17 protein-coding genes and 2 tRNA genes are annotated in these 22190 nt (G+C 42.3%); 15 read left to right on the top strand and 4 right to left on the bottom strand.

Annotation, left to right across the window (positions count from 1 at the left end):
* Nucleotides 1–377: 377 nt before the first annotated feature.
* The 13 genes from ilvD to DC082_RS02660 all read left to right on the top strand — a co-directional run bounded on the left by ilvD (nt 378) and on the right by DC082_RS02660 (nt 15395).
* The gene (gene ilvD / locus DC082_RS02725; protein WP_109236170.1) at nt 378–2231 is read left to right on the top strand and encodes a dihydroxy-acid dehydratase; all 1854 of its coding nucleotides are present in this window, start codon (nt 378–380) and stop codon (nt 2229–2231) included.
* A gap of 118 nt (nt 2232–2349) precedes the next feature.
* A tRNA-Asn gene (locus DC082_RS02720) sits at nt 2350–2426 on the top strand.
* A 334-nt stretch (nt 2427–2760) separates the two neighbouring features.
* A tRNA-Asn gene (locus DC082_RS02715) sits at nt 2761–2837 on the top strand.
* 306 nt (nt 2838–3143) lie between these two features.
* The gene (locus tag DC082_RS02710; RefSeq protein WP_094567377.1) at nt 3144–4253 is read left to right on the top strand and encodes a nicotinate phosphoribosyltransferase; all 1110 of its coding nucleotides are present in this window, start codon (nt 3144–3146) and stop codon (nt 4251–4253) included.
* A 185-nt stretch (nt 4254–4438) separates the two neighbouring features.
* Nucleotides 4439–5188, top strand: coding sequence for an NAD(+) synthase (gene nadE, locus DC082_RS02705; RefSeq protein WP_109235648.1), 750 nt, complete (start codon nt 4439–4441; stop codon nt 5186–5188).
* Nucleotides 5189–5202: 14 nt separating this feature from the next.
* On the top strand, nt 5203–6429 hold the full coding sequence (locus DC082_RS02700; protein WP_109235647.1) for a metallophosphoesterase: 1227 nt from the start codon (nt 5203–5205) through the stop codon (nt 6427–6429).
* Nucleotides 6430–6953: 524 nt separating this feature from the next.
* Nucleotides 6954–8030 (top strand): anthranilate phosphoribosyltransferase, encoded by a 1077-nt coding sequence (gene trpD / locus DC082_RS02695; protein ID WP_109235646.1) that lies wholly within the window; start codon nt 6954–6956, stop codon nt 8028–8030.
* Nucleotides 8031–8135: 105 nt separating this feature from the next.
* Nucleotides 8136–9557, top strand: a complete 1422-nt coding sequence (gene trpCF, locus DC082_RS02690) for a bifunctional indole-3-glycerol-phosphate synthase TrpC/phosphoribosylanthranilate isomerase TrpF (protein WP_109235645.1) — start codon at nt 8136–8138, stop codon at nt 9555–9557.
* A gap of 161 nt (nt 9558–9718) precedes the next feature.
* Entirely contained in the window at nt 9719–10903 is a 1185-nt protein-coding gene (gene trpB / locus DC082_RS02685; RefSeq protein ID WP_109235644.1) for a tryptophan synthase subunit beta, read from the top strand.
* A 1-nt stretch (nt 10904) separates the two neighbouring features.
* Nucleotides 10905–11720: a tryptophan synthase subunit alpha gene (gene trpA / locus DC082_RS02680; RefSeq protein WP_109235643.1), complete on the top strand. Its 816-nt coding sequence runs from the start codon at nt 10905–10907 to the stop codon at nt 11718–11720.
* A 215-nt stretch (nt 11721–11935) separates the two neighbouring features.
* Nucleotides 11936–12205 (top strand): hypothetical protein, encoded by a 270-nt coding sequence (locus tag DC082_RS02670; protein WP_109235641.1) that lies wholly within the window; start codon nt 11936–11938, stop codon nt 12203–12205.
* A gap of 314 nt (nt 12206–12519) precedes the next feature.
* On the top strand, nt 12520–13065 hold the full coding sequence (locus DC082_RS02665) for an isochorismatase family protein (protein WP_094567146.1): 546 nt from the start codon (nt 12520–12522) through the stop codon (nt 13063–13065).
* 494 nt (nt 13066–13559) lie between these two features.
* Nucleotides 13560–15395, top strand: coding sequence for an SLC13 family permease (locus DC082_RS02660; protein WP_109235640.1), 1836 nt, complete (start codon nt 13560–13562; stop codon nt 15393–15395).
* A 52-nt stretch (nt 15396–15447) separates the two neighbouring features.
* Here the strand turns inward: DC082_RS02660 and DC082_RS02655 are convergent, their stop codons facing one another.
* On the bottom strand, nt 15448–16053 hold the full coding sequence (locus DC082_RS02655; protein ID WP_109235639.1) for a hypothetical protein: 606 nt from the start codon (nt 16051–16053) through the stop codon (nt 15448–15450).
* A 318-nt stretch (nt 16054–16371) separates the two neighbouring features.
* Entirely contained in the window at nt 16372–16884 is a 513-nt protein-coding gene (msrA, locus tag DC082_RS02650) for a peptide-methionine (S)-S-oxide reductase MsrA (RefSeq protein WP_109235638.1), read from the bottom strand.
* Nucleotides 16885–17096: 212 nt separating this feature from the next.
* Between msrA and DC082_RS10685 the strand changes: the two genes are divergently transcribed.
* Together DC082_RS10685 and DC082_RS02645 are read left to right on the top strand one after the other, a co-directional pair.
* The gene (locus DC082_RS10685; protein ID WP_157953459.1) at nt 17097–17240 is read left to right on the top strand and encodes a hypothetical protein; all 144 of its coding nucleotides are present in this window, start codon (nt 17097–17099) and stop codon (nt 17238–17240) included.
* Nucleotides 17241–17568: 328 nt separating this feature from the next.
* The gene (locus tag DC082_RS02645) at nt 17569–18453 is read left to right on the top strand and encodes a LysR substrate-binding domain-containing protein (RefSeq protein ID WP_109235637.1); all 885 of its coding nucleotides are present in this window, start codon (nt 17569–17571) and stop codon (nt 18451–18453) included.
* 112 nt (nt 18454–18565) lie between these two features.
* Here DC082_RS02645 and dinB read toward each other — a convergent pair whose 3' ends face one another.
* Entirely contained in the window at nt 18566–19660 is a 1095-nt protein-coding gene (gene dinB / locus DC082_RS02640; protein WP_109235636.1) for a DNA polymerase IV, read from the bottom strand.
* A 120-nt stretch (nt 19661–19780) separates the two neighbouring features.
* Nucleotides 19781–22180: a ribonuclease R gene (gene rnr, locus DC082_RS02635; protein WP_109235635.1), complete on the bottom strand. Its 2400-nt coding sequence runs from the start codon at nt 22178–22180 to the stop codon at nt 19781–19783.
* Between the last annotated feature and the right edge of the window lie 10 nt (nt 22181–22190).

The raw sequence follows: 22190 nt of genomic DNA, 5'->3' as shown, positions 1-22190 counted from the left end.
TTGAAAAGTACTTTTTTGGAAAAGTACTTGGAAAGAGATCTAGGAGAGGTCTAAGAGAGAGCTCTTGCAAAATCGCTATTAAGATCGAACAATGTACCCCTGTTGTCTCGAGAGATGAATGATGTACCCCATCACAGTAGAGCGAAAAGATCAGCTTCAACGAGCATTTTTACTTATCAAAAAAGATTGAAACTATACTAACCCCATACGCTATCAGTTTCGCTGATAGTGCGTTTTATATGGTATTTTCAAGAGATATCGATCATTACTCTAAAGATTATTTTAAAGAGTACTCTAAAAGAGTATCGATGAGTAGGCCTGTCAGAGAAAAGTTAGAAAAGTTAGAAAAGAAAATTACGGAGAATAGAGGAATAGAGATGGTTCAAGATCCAAAGTATCGTTCACATACATCAACACAAGGGCGAAATATGGCCGGTGCGCGTTCGTTATGGCGTGCAACAGGAATGACAGATGAAGATTTTAAAAAGCCAATTATCGCTGTGGCTAACTCATTTACCCAATTTGTACCGGGACATGTCCATCTAAAAGATTTAGGACAGATGGTAGCAAGAGAGATCGAAGCTACCGGCGGTGTTGCTAAAGAGTTTAATACAATCGCCGTCGATGATGGAATAGCAATGGGTCATGATGGAATGCTCTACTCACTGCCGAGCCGTGATCTTATTGCAGACTCAGTGGAGTATATGGTTAATGCGCATTGTGCAGATGCTTTGATCTGTATCTCTAACTGCGACAAGATTACGCCGGGAATGTTAATGGCAGCGTTACGCCTCAATATCCCCACTATTTTTGTCTCCGGTGGCCCCATGGAGGCTGGAAAGATCACTTGGGATGGCGAGTCGATGAAGCTCGACCTCGTTGATGCAATGGTGATGGCGGCAAGTGATGATGCTGCAGATGAGAAGGTTTCGGCAATTGAGAGCGCAGCTTGTCCTACGTGTGGCTCCTGTTCTGGTATGTTTACGGCAAATTCCATGAACTGCTTAACAGAAGCTTTAGGACTGGCACTTCCCGGAAATGGCTCATTATTAGCAACTCACGCTCGCCGAAAAGAGCTCTTTTTAGAGGCCGCACGAACCATTGTAAAAATTACGAAGGATCACTATATCAATGGAAATGAAGCGGTATTACCGCGGAACATTGTCAATTTTGATGCTTTTGAAAATGCGATGATGCTCGATATTGCCATGGGGGGATCGACCAATACAGTTCTCCATCTCTTAGCGGCAGCTCATGAGGCGAAGGTCGATTTTACGATGAAGGATATCGATCGTCTCTCTCGTAAGGTTCCTCATCTCTCGAAAGTCTCGCCCTCAACAAATCTCTATCATATGGAAGATGTTCATCGTGCCGGAGGGATTTATGGCATATTAGGGGAGCTTGATCGAGCAGGCCTAATTCATAATCAGCAGCCGACCGTTGCTCATAAAACGTTGAAAGAGGGGCTTGATGAGTGGGATATCTGTCGATCAGAGAAGCATCATGATTTCTATAAAGCAGCACCCGGCGGTGTGAGAACTACTGAGGCATTCTCCCAAGATCGCCATTTTGAGACACTCGATCTCGATCGTGAGTCAGGTTGTATCCGTGATATTAAGCATGCTTATAGTCAAGATGGTGGGATTGCAATTCTCTATGGGAATTTAGCTACCGATGGCTGTATTGTAAAGACAGCAGGTGTTGATGCATCTATCCTTAAGTTTACTGGTAAGGCGCGTGTCTATGAGAGTCAAGATGCGGCTGTTGCTGGCATTTTAGGTGATGAAGTCTCTCCTTGGGAAGTGGTTATTATCCGTTATGAAGGGCCAAAAGGAGGACCAGGAATGCAGGAGATGCTCTATCCGACCTCTTATCTGAAGAGTAAAAAGATCGATGCGGAGTGTGCGCTTTTAACCGATGGACGCTTCTCTGGGGGAACCTCAGGACTCTCTATCGGTCATGTTTCTCCAGAAGCGGCTGATGGTGGTTTAATTGCCGTTGTAGAGAATGGTGATGAGATCATTATCGATATTCCTAATCGTTCAATTCATCTCAATGTGCCGGAAGCGATCTTAGAAGAGCGGATGAAAGTTCAACGGGAGAAGGGTTTTGTGCCGGCAAAAGAGCGTCCACGCAAGGTCTCTAATGCATTAAAGGTGTATGGAGCTTTAGCGACCTCAGCAGCTTTTGGTGCTGTAAGAGATGTTTCTCGCTTAGAGAAATTACGTTAATTGATCTCTTTTAGAGATTGAATGAGATGTGAGGCAACATCGTGATGTATTAAAAATAGACGAATCGATTTTTGCACTTGCTATCTAGAGAAAGATCTCTATAATACATCAAAGTTAATCCTCGATAGCTCAGTTGGTAGTAGCACTTGACTGTTAATCAAGGGGTCCCTGGTTCGAGCCCAGGTCGAGGAGCCAAATAAGAAGCCGAAGTTATGATAACTTCGGCTTTTTCTATCCCTTTTTTCCTCTTATTTTTTATCTCTTACATCTCCTCGGTTTTGTTCTTTCAACTCTCTTAGCAAGAGTAGAGTAATATTATTGAGTTTATCTTTATTGAGACTACCTTTATTGAGTATCTCCCTATTGAATATCTTCTCTTCTTAGAATGGAGTGGCAGCAAGAGAAGGGGATTTGCTAAAATTGAATGGAAATTGAGAGTAAGTTGAGAGCAAGTTGAGAGCAAATTGAGTCTGAAGCTAAAAAAGAAGTTGCAATATCAAAAATTATGATTATAATACCTAATCTCTAATCCTCGATAGCTCAGTTGGTAGTAGCACTTGACTGTTAATCAAGGGGTCCCTGGTTCGAGCCCAGGTCGAGGAGCCAGATAAGAAACCGAAGTTATTATAACTTCGGTTTTTTGTTATCTCCATTTTTAACCGCGACTCTATAGAGACTTAACGCTTTTTCCACTCTTTGTAAATCTCCTCTCTTTTCTGTCATCTTCATCGATCCTTATCGTTTGTCGTTCGATGCTTATGAAGATCAAAGGATTGGATGAAATAGGGAAGAATCATTGAAAATATTGATCGATCCTTGCTATAGTACTTCTTTCTACGATATTAACTATCTTCTCCCACTTGAGAAGGGTATGAGACGCAAAAGATGACAGCAACAACAATAGCAAACGATATTAAAGAGTATGAGTTAAAACATCGCGGTAAGATCAAGCGATTGACCAATAAGACATTTAAGTTTGATAAGCGTGTCGGCGAGGGCTGGTTTTCCGCAGTCTACTTCTTAAAAACGGCAGAGATCGCACGTCAATGTGCGCCTGACAAGATTGTAACGATGCAATTTTTTCAGCGTAAAAATGGTGCTGTATTATGTGGGATCGATGAAGCGATCTCACTTCTTCATGCTTTTGCGAATCATCCTGAAGATCTTGAAATTTGGGCACTCAATGATGGTGACCGTATTGATGCATATGAGACAGTATTAACCATTACAGGGCGATATCAAGATTTTGGTTTTCTCGAAGGAATTATTGATGGCATTTTAGCGCGTAGAACATCGGTAGCAACCCATGTTTTAGAAGTGGTAGAGGCTGCCGGCGATAAAGAGATTATCTTTATGGGAGATCGGGATGATCACTTCAGCCAGCAGGCCGGTGATGGTTATGCGGCCTTTATTGGAGGATCAACGGCGCAAGCGACGCATGCAATGAATGAGTGGTGGGGAATTGAAGGGCTAGGAACAATGCCACATGCCTTAATTCAACTCTTCAATGGTGATACTTTAGCTGCGGCAAAAGCATATCATGAGATCTTCCCAGAAGATAAGCTGATGGTTTTGGTCGATTATAATAATGATGCGGTAGAAGAGTCACTGAAGGTGGCACGTCACTTTGGAGATAAACTCTCAGCAGTTCGTGTTGATACCTCAAATACCATGGTAGATCAATATTTTATGCGTCATCAAGATCAGTTAGGGACGTTTGATCCGCGCGGAACAAATCCCACTTTAATCTTTGCTTTAAGAGATGCGCTCGATCGAGAGGGCTTTAATAATGTGAAGATCGTTGTGAGTGGTGGTTTTAATGCAGAAAAGATCGCAGAGTTTGAGAAGCAGAATACTCCTGTTGATATCTACGGTGTCGGTTCGAGCCTATTGAAGGTTAATATTAGTTTTACGGGCGATAATGTTCTATTAGATGGTCAAGAGCAAGCAAAAGCAGGGCGTCGTTATCGACCTAATCCTCGCCTTGAACGAGTTCTTTACGGTGATAATGAGATTCGTTAGGATTCAGTCGTCGACATCATCGATCATCGGTAGTATCGATGGTATCGGATGGTATCGATATTCAATAGAGCCAATAGAGCGTAAAAGAGTAGAGTATAAAAGATAAACATTCAGATAAAAATTGAGAGCGTGATAGAGATATCGCGCTCTTTTGCAATGGGCAGCGAAATAGGAAGGAAGCGGTTATGCAATATTTAGAAAATTATATTATTGAGTTAGAGCATTGGTTAGAAGCAGAACTGCAGTATCGTCAGGCAGATAATTTCATTTTTGGTGTTAGTGGTGGTGTTGATTCAGCTGTGATCGCTTTTCTATTAAGGAGACGATTTTCAGAGCGGGCATTGGGGGTTATGATGCCTTCTCATAGTCATCCAGATGATCTTAATGATGCTAAATTGGTGATGGAGAGTGCCGGCTTGCCTTACCATATCGTTGATTTAACAGAGACACATAATCAATTGATGCATGCCGTCGGGGAGCGCTATAACCATACGGGAGATATCGCTAAAGATCGTGTTATTTCCGGAAATAGTAGTGCAAGATTGCGGATGACGACGCTCTACCTCATTGCGCAGACACAAAATGGTGTTGTCGTTGGCACCGATAATGCAGTTGAGTGGTATACCGGTTATTTCACAAAGTTTGGGGATGGTGGTGTTGATATCGCTCCTCTGATTCATCTCGATAAAGAGGAGATTTTTCAACTTGCGGAGATATTAGGCGTTCCTCAAAAGATTATCGATAAGAAACCTTCGGCAGGCCTTTGGGAGGCACAAACAGATGAAGATGAGATGGGTGTTACCTATCATGCACTGAATCGTCACTTAAGAGGTGAAGCGGTGACAGAAGCAGAATTAGAGCGAATCAATTATTGGCATGAACGCTCCCATCATAAACGGGCAATGCCCCGGACTCCGCAAAAACCTCAACGTTAAAAGGTTAAAGAGTGATGTTATTTGTTGTCGTTATGGCGCTCTATCTCTCGATTCAGAACTATATTTTGTGGCGCTACTATCAGATGCTCCCCCAATATCGAATTGTAAGGATATTCGGGGCTATTGGAGCATTACTGCTTACCATCAGTATGCCGTTAGTGATGCTTTTAGGGCGGCTGCTTCCAGGAGAGATTGTGCGGCCACTCTATCTGGTGGGAGCAACATGGATGGTTGGATTGATCTATTTTCTGATTCCGCCTCTTCTGCTCGATCTCTTTCGGCTTATCAATCGTTTTACCCAGTGGATATCGCCGAAGAGAATCGATGCTTTCCGCCTTGCAAATGGCAAACTGTTTCTCTCTCTTGCGCTCTTCTATCTTCTCTTTTTCTCCATCGGACATTGGGTTTATGAGGAGAAGGCGCGCCGAGAATATTTTTTCGATCTGGCTGATCTGCAATTGATAGATGAGAAAGCTTGTCTATTACCGGCAGATAGAGTAGATAAGGGGAGTCAGAGTGGTGAGACGTCATTTAAAGTGGTGATGGTGAGTGATCTCCATCTAGGACATACCATTCAAGGGGCAGAGCTCAAACGCTGGGTTGAGATGCTCAATGCAGAAGAAGCTGATTACCTTCTGATTGCCGGAGATCTTATCGATAATGATCTTAGACCTCTCTATGCCGGTAAAATGGAGCAGATTTTGGCAGAACTCTCGGTCTCTAAAGGCATCTATGCTGTTTTAGGGAATCATGAGTATATTGCCGGTGTGGAGCAGAGTATCCCCTTTTTTGCTAAAAGTGGCATTACACTATTGCGAGATGAGGTCGTTTTATTACCTGAAGGGCTGATCTTGATGGGCCGAGATGACAAAATGAATCGTGAGCGGGCAACACTCTCATCTCTTTTAGACGTTGTCGATGAGATCGATTCTACAGCTCCACTGATTATCTTAGATCATCAGCCGGGAGATATTGCCGGCACATTAGCATCTAGAAGGGGAAAGGGGTCCTTTTTACAGCTCTCTGGACATACACATGATGGTCAAGTATGGCCCTATATGTATGCGACCGATTATCTCCATCAAATCTCTTCAGGCTTAACAAGCTTCGGAGAAGACCATTTTTTAATCAGCTCTGGTTTAGGTGTATGGGGTGGGAAATTTAGAATTGGCACTCGCTCTGAATATGTGGTGATCAATTTTTGCTCAGTAGCTGGGGAGAATAGAGTGTCTGATGAGTGATAGTTTCGATATTATTCAACAGTTCATATAACTCATATAATCGATAAGATTAACTATCTTATCGATAGAGTATCGAACATAGAGTATCGAATGCTTTCCCCCCACTATTTGCGGTTGATTCGATCGCAAATCGATAGAGAATCACAAAATGGTTTGACAATTGTTAAAAATAGACCTATAACTTTATAGGAATCAGAACAAAAGAAATCTGCAGTGAGATGTTTGAGGCAGAGAGTTTGATAAGACCTCTTATAAAAGATCCCAATCATAAGCAGAGATAATAATAGAGGAATTTATTGAGATGTTTGGACAAAGCTTTTTCTATAACTATTGGTGGCACAGCTCGCAATTGCGGGAGGTATCTGTGCGCCTAAGTGAAAGATAGAAGCTTTTAGCCATAGATCAGAAAAACCCGCACACGCTGCGGGTTTTTTTATGCCTAAAGAAATCGTAATAAGATCCGCAGTCGTAGAGTAGATGATGAGAGTACCCCGATTTTAACGCGATAACGATAGGATAGAACCATGACAGATAGAACGAATACTTCATTAAAGACGACTTTTCAAAGACTCTATAGTGGTGAGCGATTATCTCAACAAGAGAGTCACCAACTCTTTAGTGCTATTGCTAAAGGAGAGGTTGGAGATACCCTTTTAGGAGCAGCATTGATCTCGATGAAATTACGTGGCGAAACGCCAGCTGAAGTTGCCGGAGCTGCCGCCGCTTTCTTAAATGAGGCGAGATCTTTTGCAACCCCAGAATATCCTTTTGCAGATATCGTTGGTACCGGTGGTGATGGTCTAAATACCGTCAATATCTCAACAGCAAGTGCTTTAGTCGGTGCAAGTTGTGGGGCAGTTGTGGCTAAACATGGTAATCGCAGTGTCTCTAGTTTAACGGGCTCTTCAGATCTTCTACAAACCTTAGGTGTCGATCTCTATAAAAGTCCGGAAGAGGCACGTCTTTCACTCGATAATGATCAAATTACCTTTCTCTTTGCACCCCATTATCATGGTGGTTTTAAGCATGCAGCGAAAACGCGAGGAGAACTTAAAACACGTACTATTTTTAATTTACTAGGACCTTTGACAAATCCCGCTCGTCCTAAGCGTGCAGTGATGGGGGTCTACCATGCTGACTTAACAGAATTGGTTGCTGAAACGGCAAAATTACTCGGTTATGAGCATGTTTTAGTGATTCACGGTGGTGGAATGGATGAGGCGGCACTCCACGCTCCGACCAAAATTACAGAACTGCGTTCAGGTATGATTGAGACCTATTATCTCAAACCTGTCGATTTCGGATTGAGTGAGCATCCGCTCTCAGCGATTCGTGGTGGAGATGCCTTAGAGAATCGTAAAACACTCTTAACGATGTTACATGGTGCAGCTCCAGAGGCGCATCGTCATGCTGTTGCTATCAATGTTGCGCTTCTTTTAAAGCTCTTTGGTTTTGAGAATTTAAGAGAGAATGCCGACAGAGCATTAACCGCGATCGATGAAGGGATGGCGTTACGATTACTTGAGCGTATCACCGGTAATCAATTTACAAAAGAGGGGGAGATTATCACTGATGCAAAAACGATTCAACGTCTCGCCTAAAGTGATCTCTAAGGTGAGAGAGAAGATAGAAATAGATCATAAAGAGATAAGTAGAGAGATAAGTAGAGAGATCAACAGAGAGATAATAGAAGGGAGCATAGAGTAATGAATGAGACAGTATTAGGGAAGATTGTAGAGACGCGGCGTAAAGCGATTGCACAGTTGGTGCAAGAGATGCCATTAACAACGTTTGAAGCAGATTTAACCTCCAGTGATCGTGATTTTTATCAAGCGATTGAAGCGCGAAGAGAGGAAGGGCTTCCTGCTTATATTTTAGAGTGTAAGCGCTCATCTCCTTCAAAAGGATTGATCTGTGAAGATTTTGATCTACCAGAGATTGTTCAGTCATACTCTCCCTATGCGACAGCAATCTCCGTCTTAACTGAGCCGCAATACTTTGGGGGCGATTTTATCAATTTGAAAATCGCAAAAGCTGCCACCAAACTTCCGATTCTCTGTAAAGATTTTATTGTTGATGCCTATCAGATCTATTTAGCGCGTTATTATGGTGCTGATGCGGTTCTCTTAATGCTCTCAGTTCTTCGAGATGATGAGTATCGTTATCTTGCTAATATCGCTCATACTCTTGGGATGGGGGTATTAACAGAGGTGAATGATGAAGACGAGGTGCGCCGTGCGCTAAAGCTGCGTGCAAAAGTGATCGGTATTAATAATCGTGATCTGCGAGATCTCTCTATCGATTTGGGTAAGAGTGAGCGTCTACGAGCTTTAATGCCGGCGGAGCAGATTGTAATTAGTGAGTCAGGTATTCGTCACTACCATGATATTCGTAAATTATCTCAATCGGTGGATGGTTTTTTAATCGGAAGCCATCTTATGGGGAGTGCTGATCTCGATCGTGCGCTTCATCAACTACTTGTTGGTGGGGATAAGGTATGTGGCTTGACCTCAATAGAGGATGCGCAAGCCGCCTTTGATGCCGGTGCGCAATATGGGGGGTTAATCTTTATTCTCACGAGTCCTCGCGGTGTTACTTATCGGCAGGCGAAGGAGATTCGCCATGCTGTTCCCTTGGAGTATATTGGGGTTTTCCAGAATGATGATATTGATGCCATTCTATTTATTGCTAAAGAGGTAGGGCTTTCGGCGATTCAACTCCATGGGCATGAACCGCAACATTACATCACTGAATTACGCGCAAAACTACCCAGAAATATTAAAATTATTAAGGCGATCAATATTCAAGAGGGGGAGCAACAATTACCCTTTCTCGATTACCAAGATGTGGATCACTATCTTCTTGATGGCAAGAAAGGGGGAAGTGGCGAACCTTTCGATTGGTCGCTCTTAGAAGGAGCGGATCTCTCTAATCTCTTTTTAGCTGGTGGAATCAATCATAACAATATTGTAGATGCACTCTCATTTCACCCTTTAGGTGTAGACCTTAACTCAGGTGTTGAAGCTCTGCCGGGAAAGAAAGATGCCAAGAAATTAGAGCAGATCTTTCAATTAATTGCAGAACATAAGCAACCTATCAAAATTAATCGGGATAAATATTCACGATGAATCTTTGTGATGATGACAAGGTGTGTAATGTTTATAAAATTTACACCTTATGTAAAGTACGTAAAGTGCATAAAGTACGTAAAGATCGGCAATAGAGATACCCTTTTTAGATAACAGATAACAGATAACAGATAACGATAGAATAGGATTAGGAGCATAGCATGAGAAAGTTAGACCCTTACTTTGGGGAGTTTGGTGGGCAATATGTGCCGGAGTTGCTGATTCCAGCGCTCGATCAGTTAGAAGCGGAATTTATTAAGGCGCAAGATGACCCTGAGTTTCAGCGGGAATTTATGGATCTTCTTAAAAATTATGCCGGCAGACCAACGGCTTTAACTCTCTGCCGTAATTTAACAGCAGGAACTAAGAGCAAACTCTACCTTAAGCGGGAAGATCTTCTTCATGGTGGTGCGCATAAAACGAATCAAGTTTTAGGGCAGGCACTTTTGGCAAAGCGGATGGGGAAACGTGAAATTATTGCTGAAACAGGTGCCGGGCAGCATGGTGTTGCGACTGCTCTAGCTTGTGCTCTTTTGAATATGAAGTGCCGGATCTATATGGGGGCTAAAGATATTGAGCGTCAAGCGCCTAATGTCTTTCGAATGGAGTTGATGGGTGCTGAGATTATTCCTGTTTCTAGTGGTTCTGGAACATTGAAAGATGCTTGTAATGAGGCATTAAGAGATTGGTCAGCAAGTTATAAAACAACGCACTATCTTCTAGGAACTGCCGCAGGTCCTCATCCTTTCCCAACAATTGTCAGAGAGTTTCAGAAGATGATTGGGGAGGAGACCAAAGCGGAAATTTTAGCGCGTGAAGGACGATTGCCAGATGCCGTTTTAGCCTGTATCGGTGGTGGCTCTAATGCCATTGGGATGTTTACAGAGTTTATCCCTGATGCGGCTGTTCGTTTGATCGGTGTAGAGCCTGCAGGAAAAGGGATTGAGAGTGGTCAACATGGCGCCTCTTTAAAACATGGAACGCCGGGAATCTATTTTGGAATGAAATCACATCTGATGCAGAGTGATGAAGGGCAGATTAAAGGTTCATACTCCATCTCTGCAGGATTAGATTTTCCATCAGTCGGTCCGCAACATGTTCATCTGCATAATATCGGTCGAGCGGAGTATCACTCTGTGACAGATGAGGAAGCTCTTGATGCATTTCAGCAGTTAGCGAAAAGAGAGGGAATTATTCCCGCTTTAGAATCGTCCCATGCGCTTGCTTATGCTCTGAAGATGATTGCAGCAGAACCTGATAAGGAGCAATTGCTTGTAGTGAATCTTTCCGGTCGAGGAGATAAGGATATCTTTACAGTTCATAAAATTTTAGAAGGGAGAGTATAAAATGGCGCGATATGATCAACTACTTACCAAGCTTCGTGCAAAAAAAGAGGGCGCATTTATTCCCTTTGTCGTATTGGGTGACCCAAATAGAGCACTATCTGCCAAGATCTTAGAGACATTAGTGGTATCGGGTGCTGATGCTTTAGAGGTGAGCATTCCTTTTTCTGATCCTTTAGCTGACGGCCCTGAAATTCAGGGAGCTGTTTTACGCGCATTGGAGAGCGGTGCAACGGTTGAAGGAGCCTTCTCGCTTCTCTCTGAAGTGAGAACAAATCATCCTACGCTTCCGATCGGTCTATTGATGTATGCCAATCTTATCTATGCATATGGAGTAGAGGCGTTCTATCAACGTTGTCAAGAGGTTGGGATCGATTCTGTGTTAGTGGCAGATCTTCCGCTAAGAGAGGCGGCACCTTTTAGTTCTATTGCCAAAGCGAAAGATGTTGCTCCCATCTTTATCTGCCCACCCGATGCGACTGATGAAGCAATTGCTGGTATCGCTCAAGAGGGGGAAGGGTATACTTATCTGGTCTCTCGAGCGGGGGTAACAGGTGTTGATCAAGATTCTCACTCAGAGGAGAATTGTGATCTGACACAAAATATTCGCCGTTTAAAAGCTGCAAAGGCCGCACCCATTGTTCAAGGGTTTGGGATCTCAACACCAGAGCAGGCGCGTTACTATTTAGCGCAAGGGGTCTCCGGCGTAATCAGTGGTTCTGCTGTAACACAGATTATTCGGGAAAACCTCGATAATGAGTCTGAGATGTTAGAAAAACTCGCTAATTTTGTCCGGTTGATGAAGCAGGCTACACTATAGAGCTCTAGGATTCACGATCGCTAAATATTATGAACTCTATCAGCTCTATCAATCCTATAACGAGTAATATTTCGCCCGATCCGAGAGAGTAAGGATGAATAGAAGCTGACAGAGATTGCGCTTTTAGCGTATAATTGATCCCTTAAAATTGAGCCGATGATATTACGATTGGTACAATTAACATTATTAGCAAAGGTAAATAGAAAGGTTAAAAAATGCATAAGTGGATCTATTTTGTGGTTGCGGCACTTGTTGCTGTCTTTATCTATATGGTCAGTATGCCTTTTATTATGCTCTATCAAGATCATCAGGAGCCGATAGAGGAGGTCAATTACTATATTGCTGAAGAGGGGCTTGAAGCGCATTACCATAAAGAGGTAGAGATGGCGAAAGGTCGAAAAGCTAGAAGAGCAGAGGCTCAGCAGGAAAAATCTGCAGAAGCAGAGATGCAAAACGCTATCGAGAGCGGAGTAACTTCTGATTAAGGATTAAGTGGAGAAGCGCATTGAGCTCATGATTAGAGATCAATATTAAGCCTGCAGCAAAATTGTTATACGGATTGTTATAAAGATTATTGTAAAGATCACTATTTAATTGTAGTGATCTTTTTTTGTTGATTTCGATATTGCTTTGCAGACAGATCAGACGCTCGATCTTATCAATCGATAAGCGTTTGGTCATTATTCTAGAGCCATTTTCTATGAAATATTTTTAATAGACATTTAGAGAGAAGTGGTTATTCTAAAAGTAGTTATTATTGAGAAGGGATAGAAGTAGAGATCCCCAAAGGAGAGTGTTTATGTTAATGCGAGATCAGACCATTTTAGTGCTTGTCGATGTGCAAGAGAAATTATTGCCGGTGATGTATCAAGAGGAGAAGCTTCTTAAGAACTTAGAAATTTTAGTTGAAGGGGCAATTACACTCGATATTCCTATTATCTGGTTAGAACAGTATCCAAAAGGTCTAGGACCGACAGTTCCCACTTTAAAGAATCTTTTAGTCGACGCGGCATTATCCCCTTTAGAGAAGATGACCTTTAGTGGTGTTCCTCATCCACAATTTCAGGCAATGTTAGATCAATATCCAGAGGCCCACTTTGTTGTTGCCGGCATTGAGACGCATGTCTGTGTCTATCAGACAGTAAGAGATCTTTTAATGCTTGATCGTGAGGTTGAGGTTGTTTCTGATGCGGTCTCTTCCCGAGTTGAGCCTAATATTGAGTTGGGCTTGAATAAGATGATTCAATTAGGCGCTAACTTAACAAGTGTGGAGATGGTGCTCTTTGAACTTCTAGAGAGTGCAGAGGATGCTCAATTTAAGGCAATTAGCCGTTTGATTCGTTAATTGGCATCAATTGATATAATTGATATCAATTGTCGTTAACGCTCTCTATTTCATAAATAGAAGATTGAGTACTATCATTGATTGTACTTATCGAATTAGCGATCAGATCGATCGTTGGGGATATCGAGGAGTAATATTATTGGAGATGGACGTCATAACGCGTCCATTTTTATTGTAAGATCTACTGATGCTCGGTACGACGCTTATGCGATCTTTATGGGGTCTTCATTGGATCTTCATGGGATCTCTATGTGACCTTCAGGCAACCTCCAGATAAGTTTTATCTGATCGCTATTGAAGAGTGGTCAAATAATAGGATAATTGATATTGAGTTATTTTTTATTACCCCTATTATGCTCTCATCGATTTTTGGAGATCCAGTTGATCTCTATGATCCATTACTGTTATAGGGCATTGTTGGGTATTGTTGTTTTTTATCTCAACTTGCGCTTTCGATTTTACGATCCTCATTTGTTAGGAATTATAGATGTAATATGAACCAAGAACTTCTCATTGTCCTCGCACTTCTCTTTGTCGCTATTGTCGCTTTTATGGTTAATAAGCCGAGAATGGATGTTGTTGCGGTCTGTGCGCTATTAGCACTTCCTCTAACGGGAAGTGTCACCTTAGATCAAGCATTAGCAGGTTTTAGTGATAGTAGCGTCATTATTGTTGCCGTCTTCTTTATTATTGGTGATGGCTTGGTTCGAACCGGCGTTGCTTTTAGAGTTGGTGATTGGCTGATGAAGCAGTCAAAAAATAGCGAAACACGATTGATTGTTCTGTTGATGCTCTCTGTTGCGCTATTGGGGTCAGTGATGAGTTCTACCGGGATTGTGGCCATTTTTATTCCGATAGTCTTAAGTGTTGCGGCTAAGATGAAAGCGGATACCCGTAGATTGATGATGCCCCTCAGTTTTGCCGGCTTAATTAGTGGCATGTTAACCTTAGTTGCAACTGCTCCGAATCTAGTTGTCTCTGCGCAGCTTGAGCTTGCCGGGAATAAGGCATTTGAGTTTTTCTCCTTTACACCGATTGGCCTCATTATCCTCTTTGTGGGTATCTTCTATATGCTCTTTGCGCGACGATTTTTAGGGAAAAAGCAGGAGGAGACCTCACAAAATAGAGGTAAGAATCGGATCAATTTTGATGATTTAGCGAGTGAATATAAGCTAAAAGGGCGTAATTATCGGGCGCAGGTAGGGAAAGGCTCTCCGATGATTGGTAAACGCTTAACAGAGTTAAACCTGCGAGAAGCTCATGGCGCTAATATTATTGCGGTTGAGCGTCGCCTTAATCGTCTTCGGAATGTGGTGCTCGATGGGGTACCTGACCGGGTTATTCAAGAAAATGATGTTCTTCTCTTTGACTTTTTCTATCCTGAAAAGGTCGATCTATTTTTACAGCGTTTTAATCTTGTCTCGCTTCCCTTAATGAGTAGCTACTTTAATGAACATTCTCGTGAAATTGGAATGGTTGAGGTTGCAATTCATCCGGACTCGAAATTGATCGATAAAACGGTATTGGAGAATGCGTTTAGATCGAAGTTCGGGCTTAATGTGATGGGGATTAAGCGCCAAGGAGAGGTATTAGAAAATGAACTTCTCAATGAGAAGTTAAAACGGGGGGATATTCTTTTAGTATTTGGTATGTGGCGTGCCATTCGTCAACTACAGACGATGAAGAATGACTTTGTTGTTCTGACAATTCCGGCAGAGGTTGATGAGGTCGCACCGGCAATGGATCGGGCTCCTTATGCCATTATTGCTCTTTTAGTCACAATTGGATTGATGATCTCGGGGATTTTTCCGAATGTTTTAATTGCTATTTTTGGGGCATTACTGATGGGAGCATTTGGTTGTATCACAATGGATAGTGCCTATAAGTCGATTCATTGGCAGAGTATTATCTTAATTGTAGGGATGTTTCCTTTTGCCGTCGCGCTACAAAATACCGGGGGCGTTGATCTTGCGGTTAAATATCTTTTAGAGGCAAGTGGAGATGCAAGCCCTAGAGTGATTTTAGCAATGCTCTTCGGCTTTACCGCAATTATTGGACTCTTTATCTCTAATACGGCAACAGCGGTTCTCTTAGCACCGATTGCGATTCAGACTGCCGCAGTGTTGGAGGTCTCTCCCTATCCCTTTGCGATGGCAGTAGCCATTGCCGCTTCTGCAGCATTTATGACGCCGGTCTCATCCCCAGTTAATACCTTAGTAGTTGCCCCTGGGAAATATAGTTTTGCTGACTTTATTAAAATTGGCGTTCCCTTCGTCATTATTGTGATGTTAATTGCCGTAACCTTTATTCCGATACTCTTCCCGCTTTAGAGCGGGAGCATATCTCGGGTGTTATTTTAGGACTTTATCTCAGGACCTTATTTTATGAGCGCTTTTTAAGCTCTTTGATTGCAAGCTCGGTAATGAGGTGGAGTTCATCATAGTAGCGTCGCATCATCTTCTCATCTTCGATCAATTTTAGCTGTAGCTCATCCTCTTTTGCGCTCTTATGAGCCGGTGCTCGTAGTGAGATGGTATGTTCAATCTGTAAGCAGTAATCTTCAATGGTAAAGAGTGTCTCTCTTAAGATATTAAAAGTGGCATGAGAAGAATCATCAAGAATCATCTGATAGAGATTAAAGTCGATAAGATGTTGTAGCGCACGGCTGATTATTTCACTTGTTTGGGATTCCCCCTCTTTGTTAGAGGTATCATATTGCACTTGAGCTACCTTTAAGAGCGGTCTTGCCTCTCCATACTCTTTGCGATAGAGGTAGAGGCGATAGTTCAGTAGCGCTTCGACGCCAAGATCTTGTAATGCTTTGCAGAGGTCTGTGATTTTTTGGATAGGTAAAAAAGTCGCTATCTTATCGCTATTGAGCGCAATATTGCCAGACTCTCTAAAGAGTGTGACATCAGAGAAGGAGCGATGCTGACCGATCTCTTGATATAAGTGAAAAACTGTTTGGTTATCTACCTTAAGTTCCATAAACCCTCTCACCATTTTTATTATTGATTGTTCTCTCTTGCGGAGATCTTGCTTGTCATTATGGCTATCTCAAAACTATAGCGTTAGCACATAATCGCCCTTCATCAAGGGATTGTGATTTCGCTAACATCTATAATAGACTCACAATAAGTTGCTTAATTTTATCGTAAATAGGGATCGAGAGAGGCACTAAGTGAGCATTATCTGATTAAGGTCAGATAATGATTTATCTTTAAAACATGGCTATTTTGATATCAAAATAACCATATTTTGTTCTTTTTATTCTTCATATTTTTATTGAAGACTATTTATTGATGGCTATTTCAATTCGCTAGGTTTGATGAGGGCAAAATTGATGTGACAATAACCGCGAGGGTTTTTCTCTAAATAATCTTGATGCATCGTTTCAGCGGGCCAAAAATATTTTAGAGGCTCCACTTCGACGGCGATTGGTGCGCTATAAGCTTGTTGCTCTTGCGCAATAAAGGCTTTAATAGTGGGAAGATCAGTGCGATCACTATAGTAGATGCCGGTACGATATTGCGTTCCAACATCGCCCCCTTGCTGATTAAGGGAGAGTGGGTCGATCATGCGAAAAAGATGCTCTAAGATCTTCTCTAACGAAATGATATCGGCATCATACTCTATTTTAACGACCTCGGCGTGATCGGTCTCCATTGTGCAAACTTCTTCATAGCTTGGATTTTCAGTGATCCCTTGAGCATAACCTACTTCGGTGGAGATCACCCCTTTAAGACGTTTATAATACTCTTCAACGCCCCAAAAACAGCCGCCGGCAACTACAATTTCTCTAATATCTCTACTATCCATTATTTCCTCGCTTAAGTTGTCTCTTCCTATTTCTCAATCTGTTCTCGAAGGCTTTTCGATAACTTTAGATTGCACTTTTAAAGCCTTTTTAAATGTTTCTACAGATGGAGCAGTTTAACATATTTCTATGCGTCTACATTTAGAGCTGTGAAGTGCAGCATAATTTTATACAATAGACTCTCTTTCTGAAATAGGATCAAGGAGTCTAAAAAATGAGTGAAGAATTAGATGATTTAACATTTGATCTTGATAATCTCTACGAAGGAGTTACGGCAAACTCCGATAATCCCATCGATACAACGGCACCGGAAGTGGTAGAAGATACAGGTTGTACCGGCGGAGGCTGTACACTTTAAGTATCAATAGTCGTTTAAGAGTCGATCTCAGCTGTAAGAGATTGATTTAAATAGTTGATCTTACAGATCCTTTTATGGATCATTTGAGATTATCGAACGATAGAAAACGTATTGTTCTAGTAGATCTTCAAGAGAAGAAGAGACGATCTATCGGGTAGATAGGTCGTTTTTTTTGACTCTTTTGATTCGGTGGCTTTGATGACTTTGATGACTGTGATGACTGTGATGGCTGTGATGGTAGTGATGAAAGATTCTGTTGAGGATCTTTCCTGATCCATCTTGATCGATTTGAGAGATGATGAATTTGAATAGATAAAGGAGGTCGTTGATGCAGTTGACATTAGAGGCGATTAGAATGATTGATACAATCGCTAAGGTAAACTCTTATGAGCAAGCTTCTGAGATATTACAATCACCAACTACAACGCTGATCGAAGAGATTAGCGAGATTGAGAAGAAGTTGGGACTCGTTTTCTTTGAAAAAAGAGAGGATCAGATGATTCTAACGCCTACAGGACAGCTTCTTTTAGAGGAGGGGCGTATTCTTTTAGGTGCTGTGACAGATCTTGAAGCGCGTCTGCAAAAGATGGCGGGCGGTGTCGAGTTAGAACTCAATATTGTCTTTGATGAGCTCTTTCCACTCGAAGAGATTATGCCACTCTTTACACGCTTTAAAAATTCACTTGTCGCGACGGAACTCAATATTAGCCGAGAGGTGATGATGGGCGCGTGGGAAGCTCTTTTAAAGTTTCGAGCAGATATTATTGTGGCATTAGGCGAAGGGCCATCAGGAGGGGGTTATAGTACTTATCCGATCGGTGTGGTCCCCTTTATCTTTACTGTTGCACCGACCCATCCTTTAGCGACACAAGAGGGTGCCTTAACAAAGCATGATCTTTTAAAATATCCGGCAATTATGTTATCTGATAGTGCTCGTTCACTCCCTAGACGTCAACGGACGCCTCATGAGTGGGAGAAGGTTATTACAGTGAATACACTGCAAGATAAGATTGCCCTACAAATTGCCGGCGTGGGGCATGGCTTCCTTCCGAAAAAACAGGCGCAAGCCTATCTTGATGCCGGAACATTGGTGACAAAAGAGGTGGTTGAGGGTTATCGCGAAGAGACGCTCTATTTAGCGTGGCGTACGCATGATGAGGGGCTTGCGTTAAATTGGTGGAAAGAGGCGTTAGCAGAGAAGTGGCTCAGTTAAGCGGGATTTGATTGTTATGACTGATCATTGTTACTGATTAGATATTCAAGGGATCTGATATGCAGCAGGTCTGATACTAAACAGCTCTGATATTAAATATTAAGGATAGACTCTAGAATAAGAGTGGCAGAGATTGTTGATTAAGCTCACAATTGAGCGTCTCTTTATCAAGATCGATATTGGTAATAGAGAGTCCCATCAAGCGAACGCCTTTATTGGGATTGAGCTCTATTCTTTCTAAAAGATAGAGAGCAACAGACCAGAGCGCTGTTAAATCCTCCCCTAATGGGAAATGAGTTGTGATACTGCGTGATGTTTGGGTAAAGTCTTTATAGCGTAATTTAAGTGTGCAATTACGCCCAACAAATTGGCTTTTTAAAGCACGGCGAATGAGCTCTTGAGCAATGATCTCAAGCTCTTCAATCACAGACTCTTTAAGAAGGAGATCATTGAAGAAGGTCTCCTCAACGCCGAGAGATTTTTGAGGCTGATCAGGATCGACAGAGCGACGATCGAGGCCTTGCGCATAGTAGAAGTAGCTCTTGCCCGCTTTTCCAAATTTGTCGATCAGGTAAGATTTTTCTAATTTTTGTAGATCCGCCCCTGTCTCGATGCCCATCTGATGCATTTTTTGAGCAGTGACTCGGCCGACACCAAAAAACTTTTCAATCGGTAACTCCGCTAAGAAGGGGATGGCATCTTCCGGTTTAATCTCAAAGAGACCATTAGGCTTTTTGATATCAGAGGCGATTTTGGCAAGAAATTTATTGTAAGAGATACCCGCAGAGGCAGTGAGTCCTAATGTCTCCTCAATCTCTTTTTTTATCTTTAGGGCGATCTCTCTACTAGAGGAGAGATTTTGAAGATTTTCCGTTACATCAAGATAAGCCTCATCGAGCGCAAGAGGTTCGACCAGCGTGGTATAGCGGTAGAAGATCTGTCGAATCTGCTGAGAGATCTCTCGATAGCGGGTAAATCTCGGAGCTGCGAAGATCAGATGAGGGCAGAGCTCTAAGGCTCGTTTGGTTGGCATTGCAGAATGAACACCAAATGCTCTCGCCTCATAGCTTGCTGCAGCAATGACCCCCCGACCCTCAGAAAAACCGACAACGAGAGGCTTTTCTCGATATTCAGGGTGATCATGCTGCTCAATAGAGGCATAAAAGGCATCCATATCGATATGGATAATTTTGCGAAGTTCTGCCATAGGAAGAAATAACTATCGGAAGAAATAAAGTTACTAGATAAGTTACTAGATAAGTTATTAGAAAGTCACCAATAGCAAGCGATTAGGATTTTAGATATTCCTTCAAGCTATTGTTGATCTCTATTTCGCTTTTTTACGACGACGATTCTTACTTTTTCCTGCTTTAAGGCGCTTTTTCTCTTTTCCTTTGCGAGCCTCATCGATTCGATGTTTTCTGCTCTTTTTGGGAACAGAACGATCTCCAGGATTACCCTTATTGCCATTGCCATTGCCATTGCCATTGCCATTGCCATTCTCTCTTCTCTCTTTCTGACTACCATTGGTCATCGAGGAAGAGATCAGCTCAAAGTCGATATGCTTTGTTTCAGGATTCGATTCGAGTACTTTTACACGAACTTTATCGCTTAGGCGATATTGCTGGCGGGTTCTCTCCCCAATAAGGCGATGTTTTGTCTCATCATAGATATAGTAATCATCACTCATTTGAGAGATATGAACCAATCCTTCAATAAAGATATTATCGAGCTCGACAAAGATTCCAAAGCTGGTAATGCTGGTAATTGTGCCATCAAATTCATCGCCGATAAAACGTTGGAGATATTTGGCTTTTAACCAATCCATCACATCGCGAGTTGCATCATCGGCACGGCGTTCACACATTGAGGTATGTTCGCCCATATGAACCATATGCGCTTCTGGATAGAATTGATTAAAATCCCCTCTCTGAAGAATTAATTTAATTGCTCGATGCACAATCAGGTCAGGATAACGACGAATCGGCGAGGTAAAATGTGCATAGTGGGTGAGTGCTAAACCAAAATGCCCCTCATTTTCAGGTTGATAGATCGCTTGACTCAAAGAGCGTAACATAACGGTCTGAATCATATTGAATGCCGGCAGCTCTTTCGCAGCATTGAGGGTATCGGCAAAGTCCATGGGTGTCGGTTCACTTGCACCTGCAAGGCCGAGACCAAACTCTTTGAGGAAATCTCTCAATGCCAATAATTTTTTACTATCAGGTTTCGGATGGACACGATAGAGGGCAGAAAGCGGAGAGGCCTCAATGGTTTTAGCCGCTGCGATATTGGCAGTAATCATACACTCTTCAATGATTTTATGAGCATCAAAGCGTGCATCAGGAACGATCTTCTCAATCTCCCCATCATTATCATATAAGATCAATGTTTCTACTGTCTCAAAATCGATTGTTCCACGCTCTTCACGAGCTTTACGCAAGATTTTGTAGAGCGCATAGAGATGATCGAGATGTGGCACTAATGTCTGATAACTTTCACGAAGGATCTCATCGCCATCAATAATTTTTTGTACCAACTCGTAGGTTAAACGCGCATGTGAACGCATCACTCCCTCAAAGAATTGATATTCAACAAGATCTCCCTCTTGATTAATAGTGAGCTCTGCAACCATCGTTAGGCGATCAACATCAGGATTGAGTGAGCAGATGCCATTTGAGAGCTTAGGATGCAACATCGGAACAACATAATTAGGGAAGTAGACCGATGTTGAACGAAGATAAGCATCTTGATCAATAGCTGAGTCGCGAGTGACATAGTGCGCAACATCTGCAATTGCCACATAAAGCTTATAGTGCCCATTTTTAAGGGGTTCACAATAGACCGCATCGTCAAAGTCACGTGCGGTGATGCCATCGATTGTGACAAGTGGCAGATCTCGATAATCCTTGCGCCCCTTCATCTCTTCAGCGCTCACCTCAGAAGGGATTGTCTCCACCTCAGCTTCACACGCTTTTGTAAATTGATGTGGGATATTATGCTCTAAAATGGCTTGCATAATCTCAATATCGATCGTCATCTCCTCTCCAAATACCTCCAAAACTTCAGCTTTAGGATAGGCATCATCAGAAGGGTAGCTATCGATCTTAACGCGAACGAGATCGAAATTTTTTGCTTTCATGCTCTTGGCATCATCGACAAAAAACTCTGTAGTAATTTTGCGGTTCTCGGAGATCACGCTATTGACCCCTTTTTCACGATAGAACCGGCCGATAAACTCATGGAGTTTATGTTCGAGAACCTGCTCAACTTTGGCAATTCGACGTCCGCGATTATCGATGCCGGCAATGGAGACTTCAATCCGATCGCCATGGAGCACTTTTTTCATCTCATGGGGCGGGATATAGAAGGAACCGCCACCTTCAAGATCGAGATATCCATAACCTTCCGCATGACCGGAGACTATGCCGATAAAGCGTTGGCTATTATCTATAATCTGTAACTTATCTGCTTTATCGATATAGAGTGTACCTTGGCGGATCATCGCATTGATTCGGCTCTCTAAGGCATCGAGCTCCCAATTTTTACGGAGCTTAAAGGTGCGTGCAATCTCATCAAAATCGAGATTTGGATGATTTTCTAATAATTCTAAAATAAAAGAGCGGCTCGGAATTGCTCGGCCATACTGCTCTTTTTGTGCTGCATACTCTGCATCATTCTCATAATATTGTGCAAAGTACTCTAAATTTTTTTTGATGTCATTCACTGATGTCTTT

Source organism: Ignatzschineria indica, from assembly GCF_003121925.1.
GTDB classification, from domain to species: domain Bacteria; phylum Pseudomonadota; class Gammaproteobacteria; order Cardiobacteriales; family Wohlfahrtiimonadaceae; genus Ignatzschineria; species Ignatzschineria indica.
This window is presented reverse-complemented; position numbering and strand designations above follow the sequence as displayed.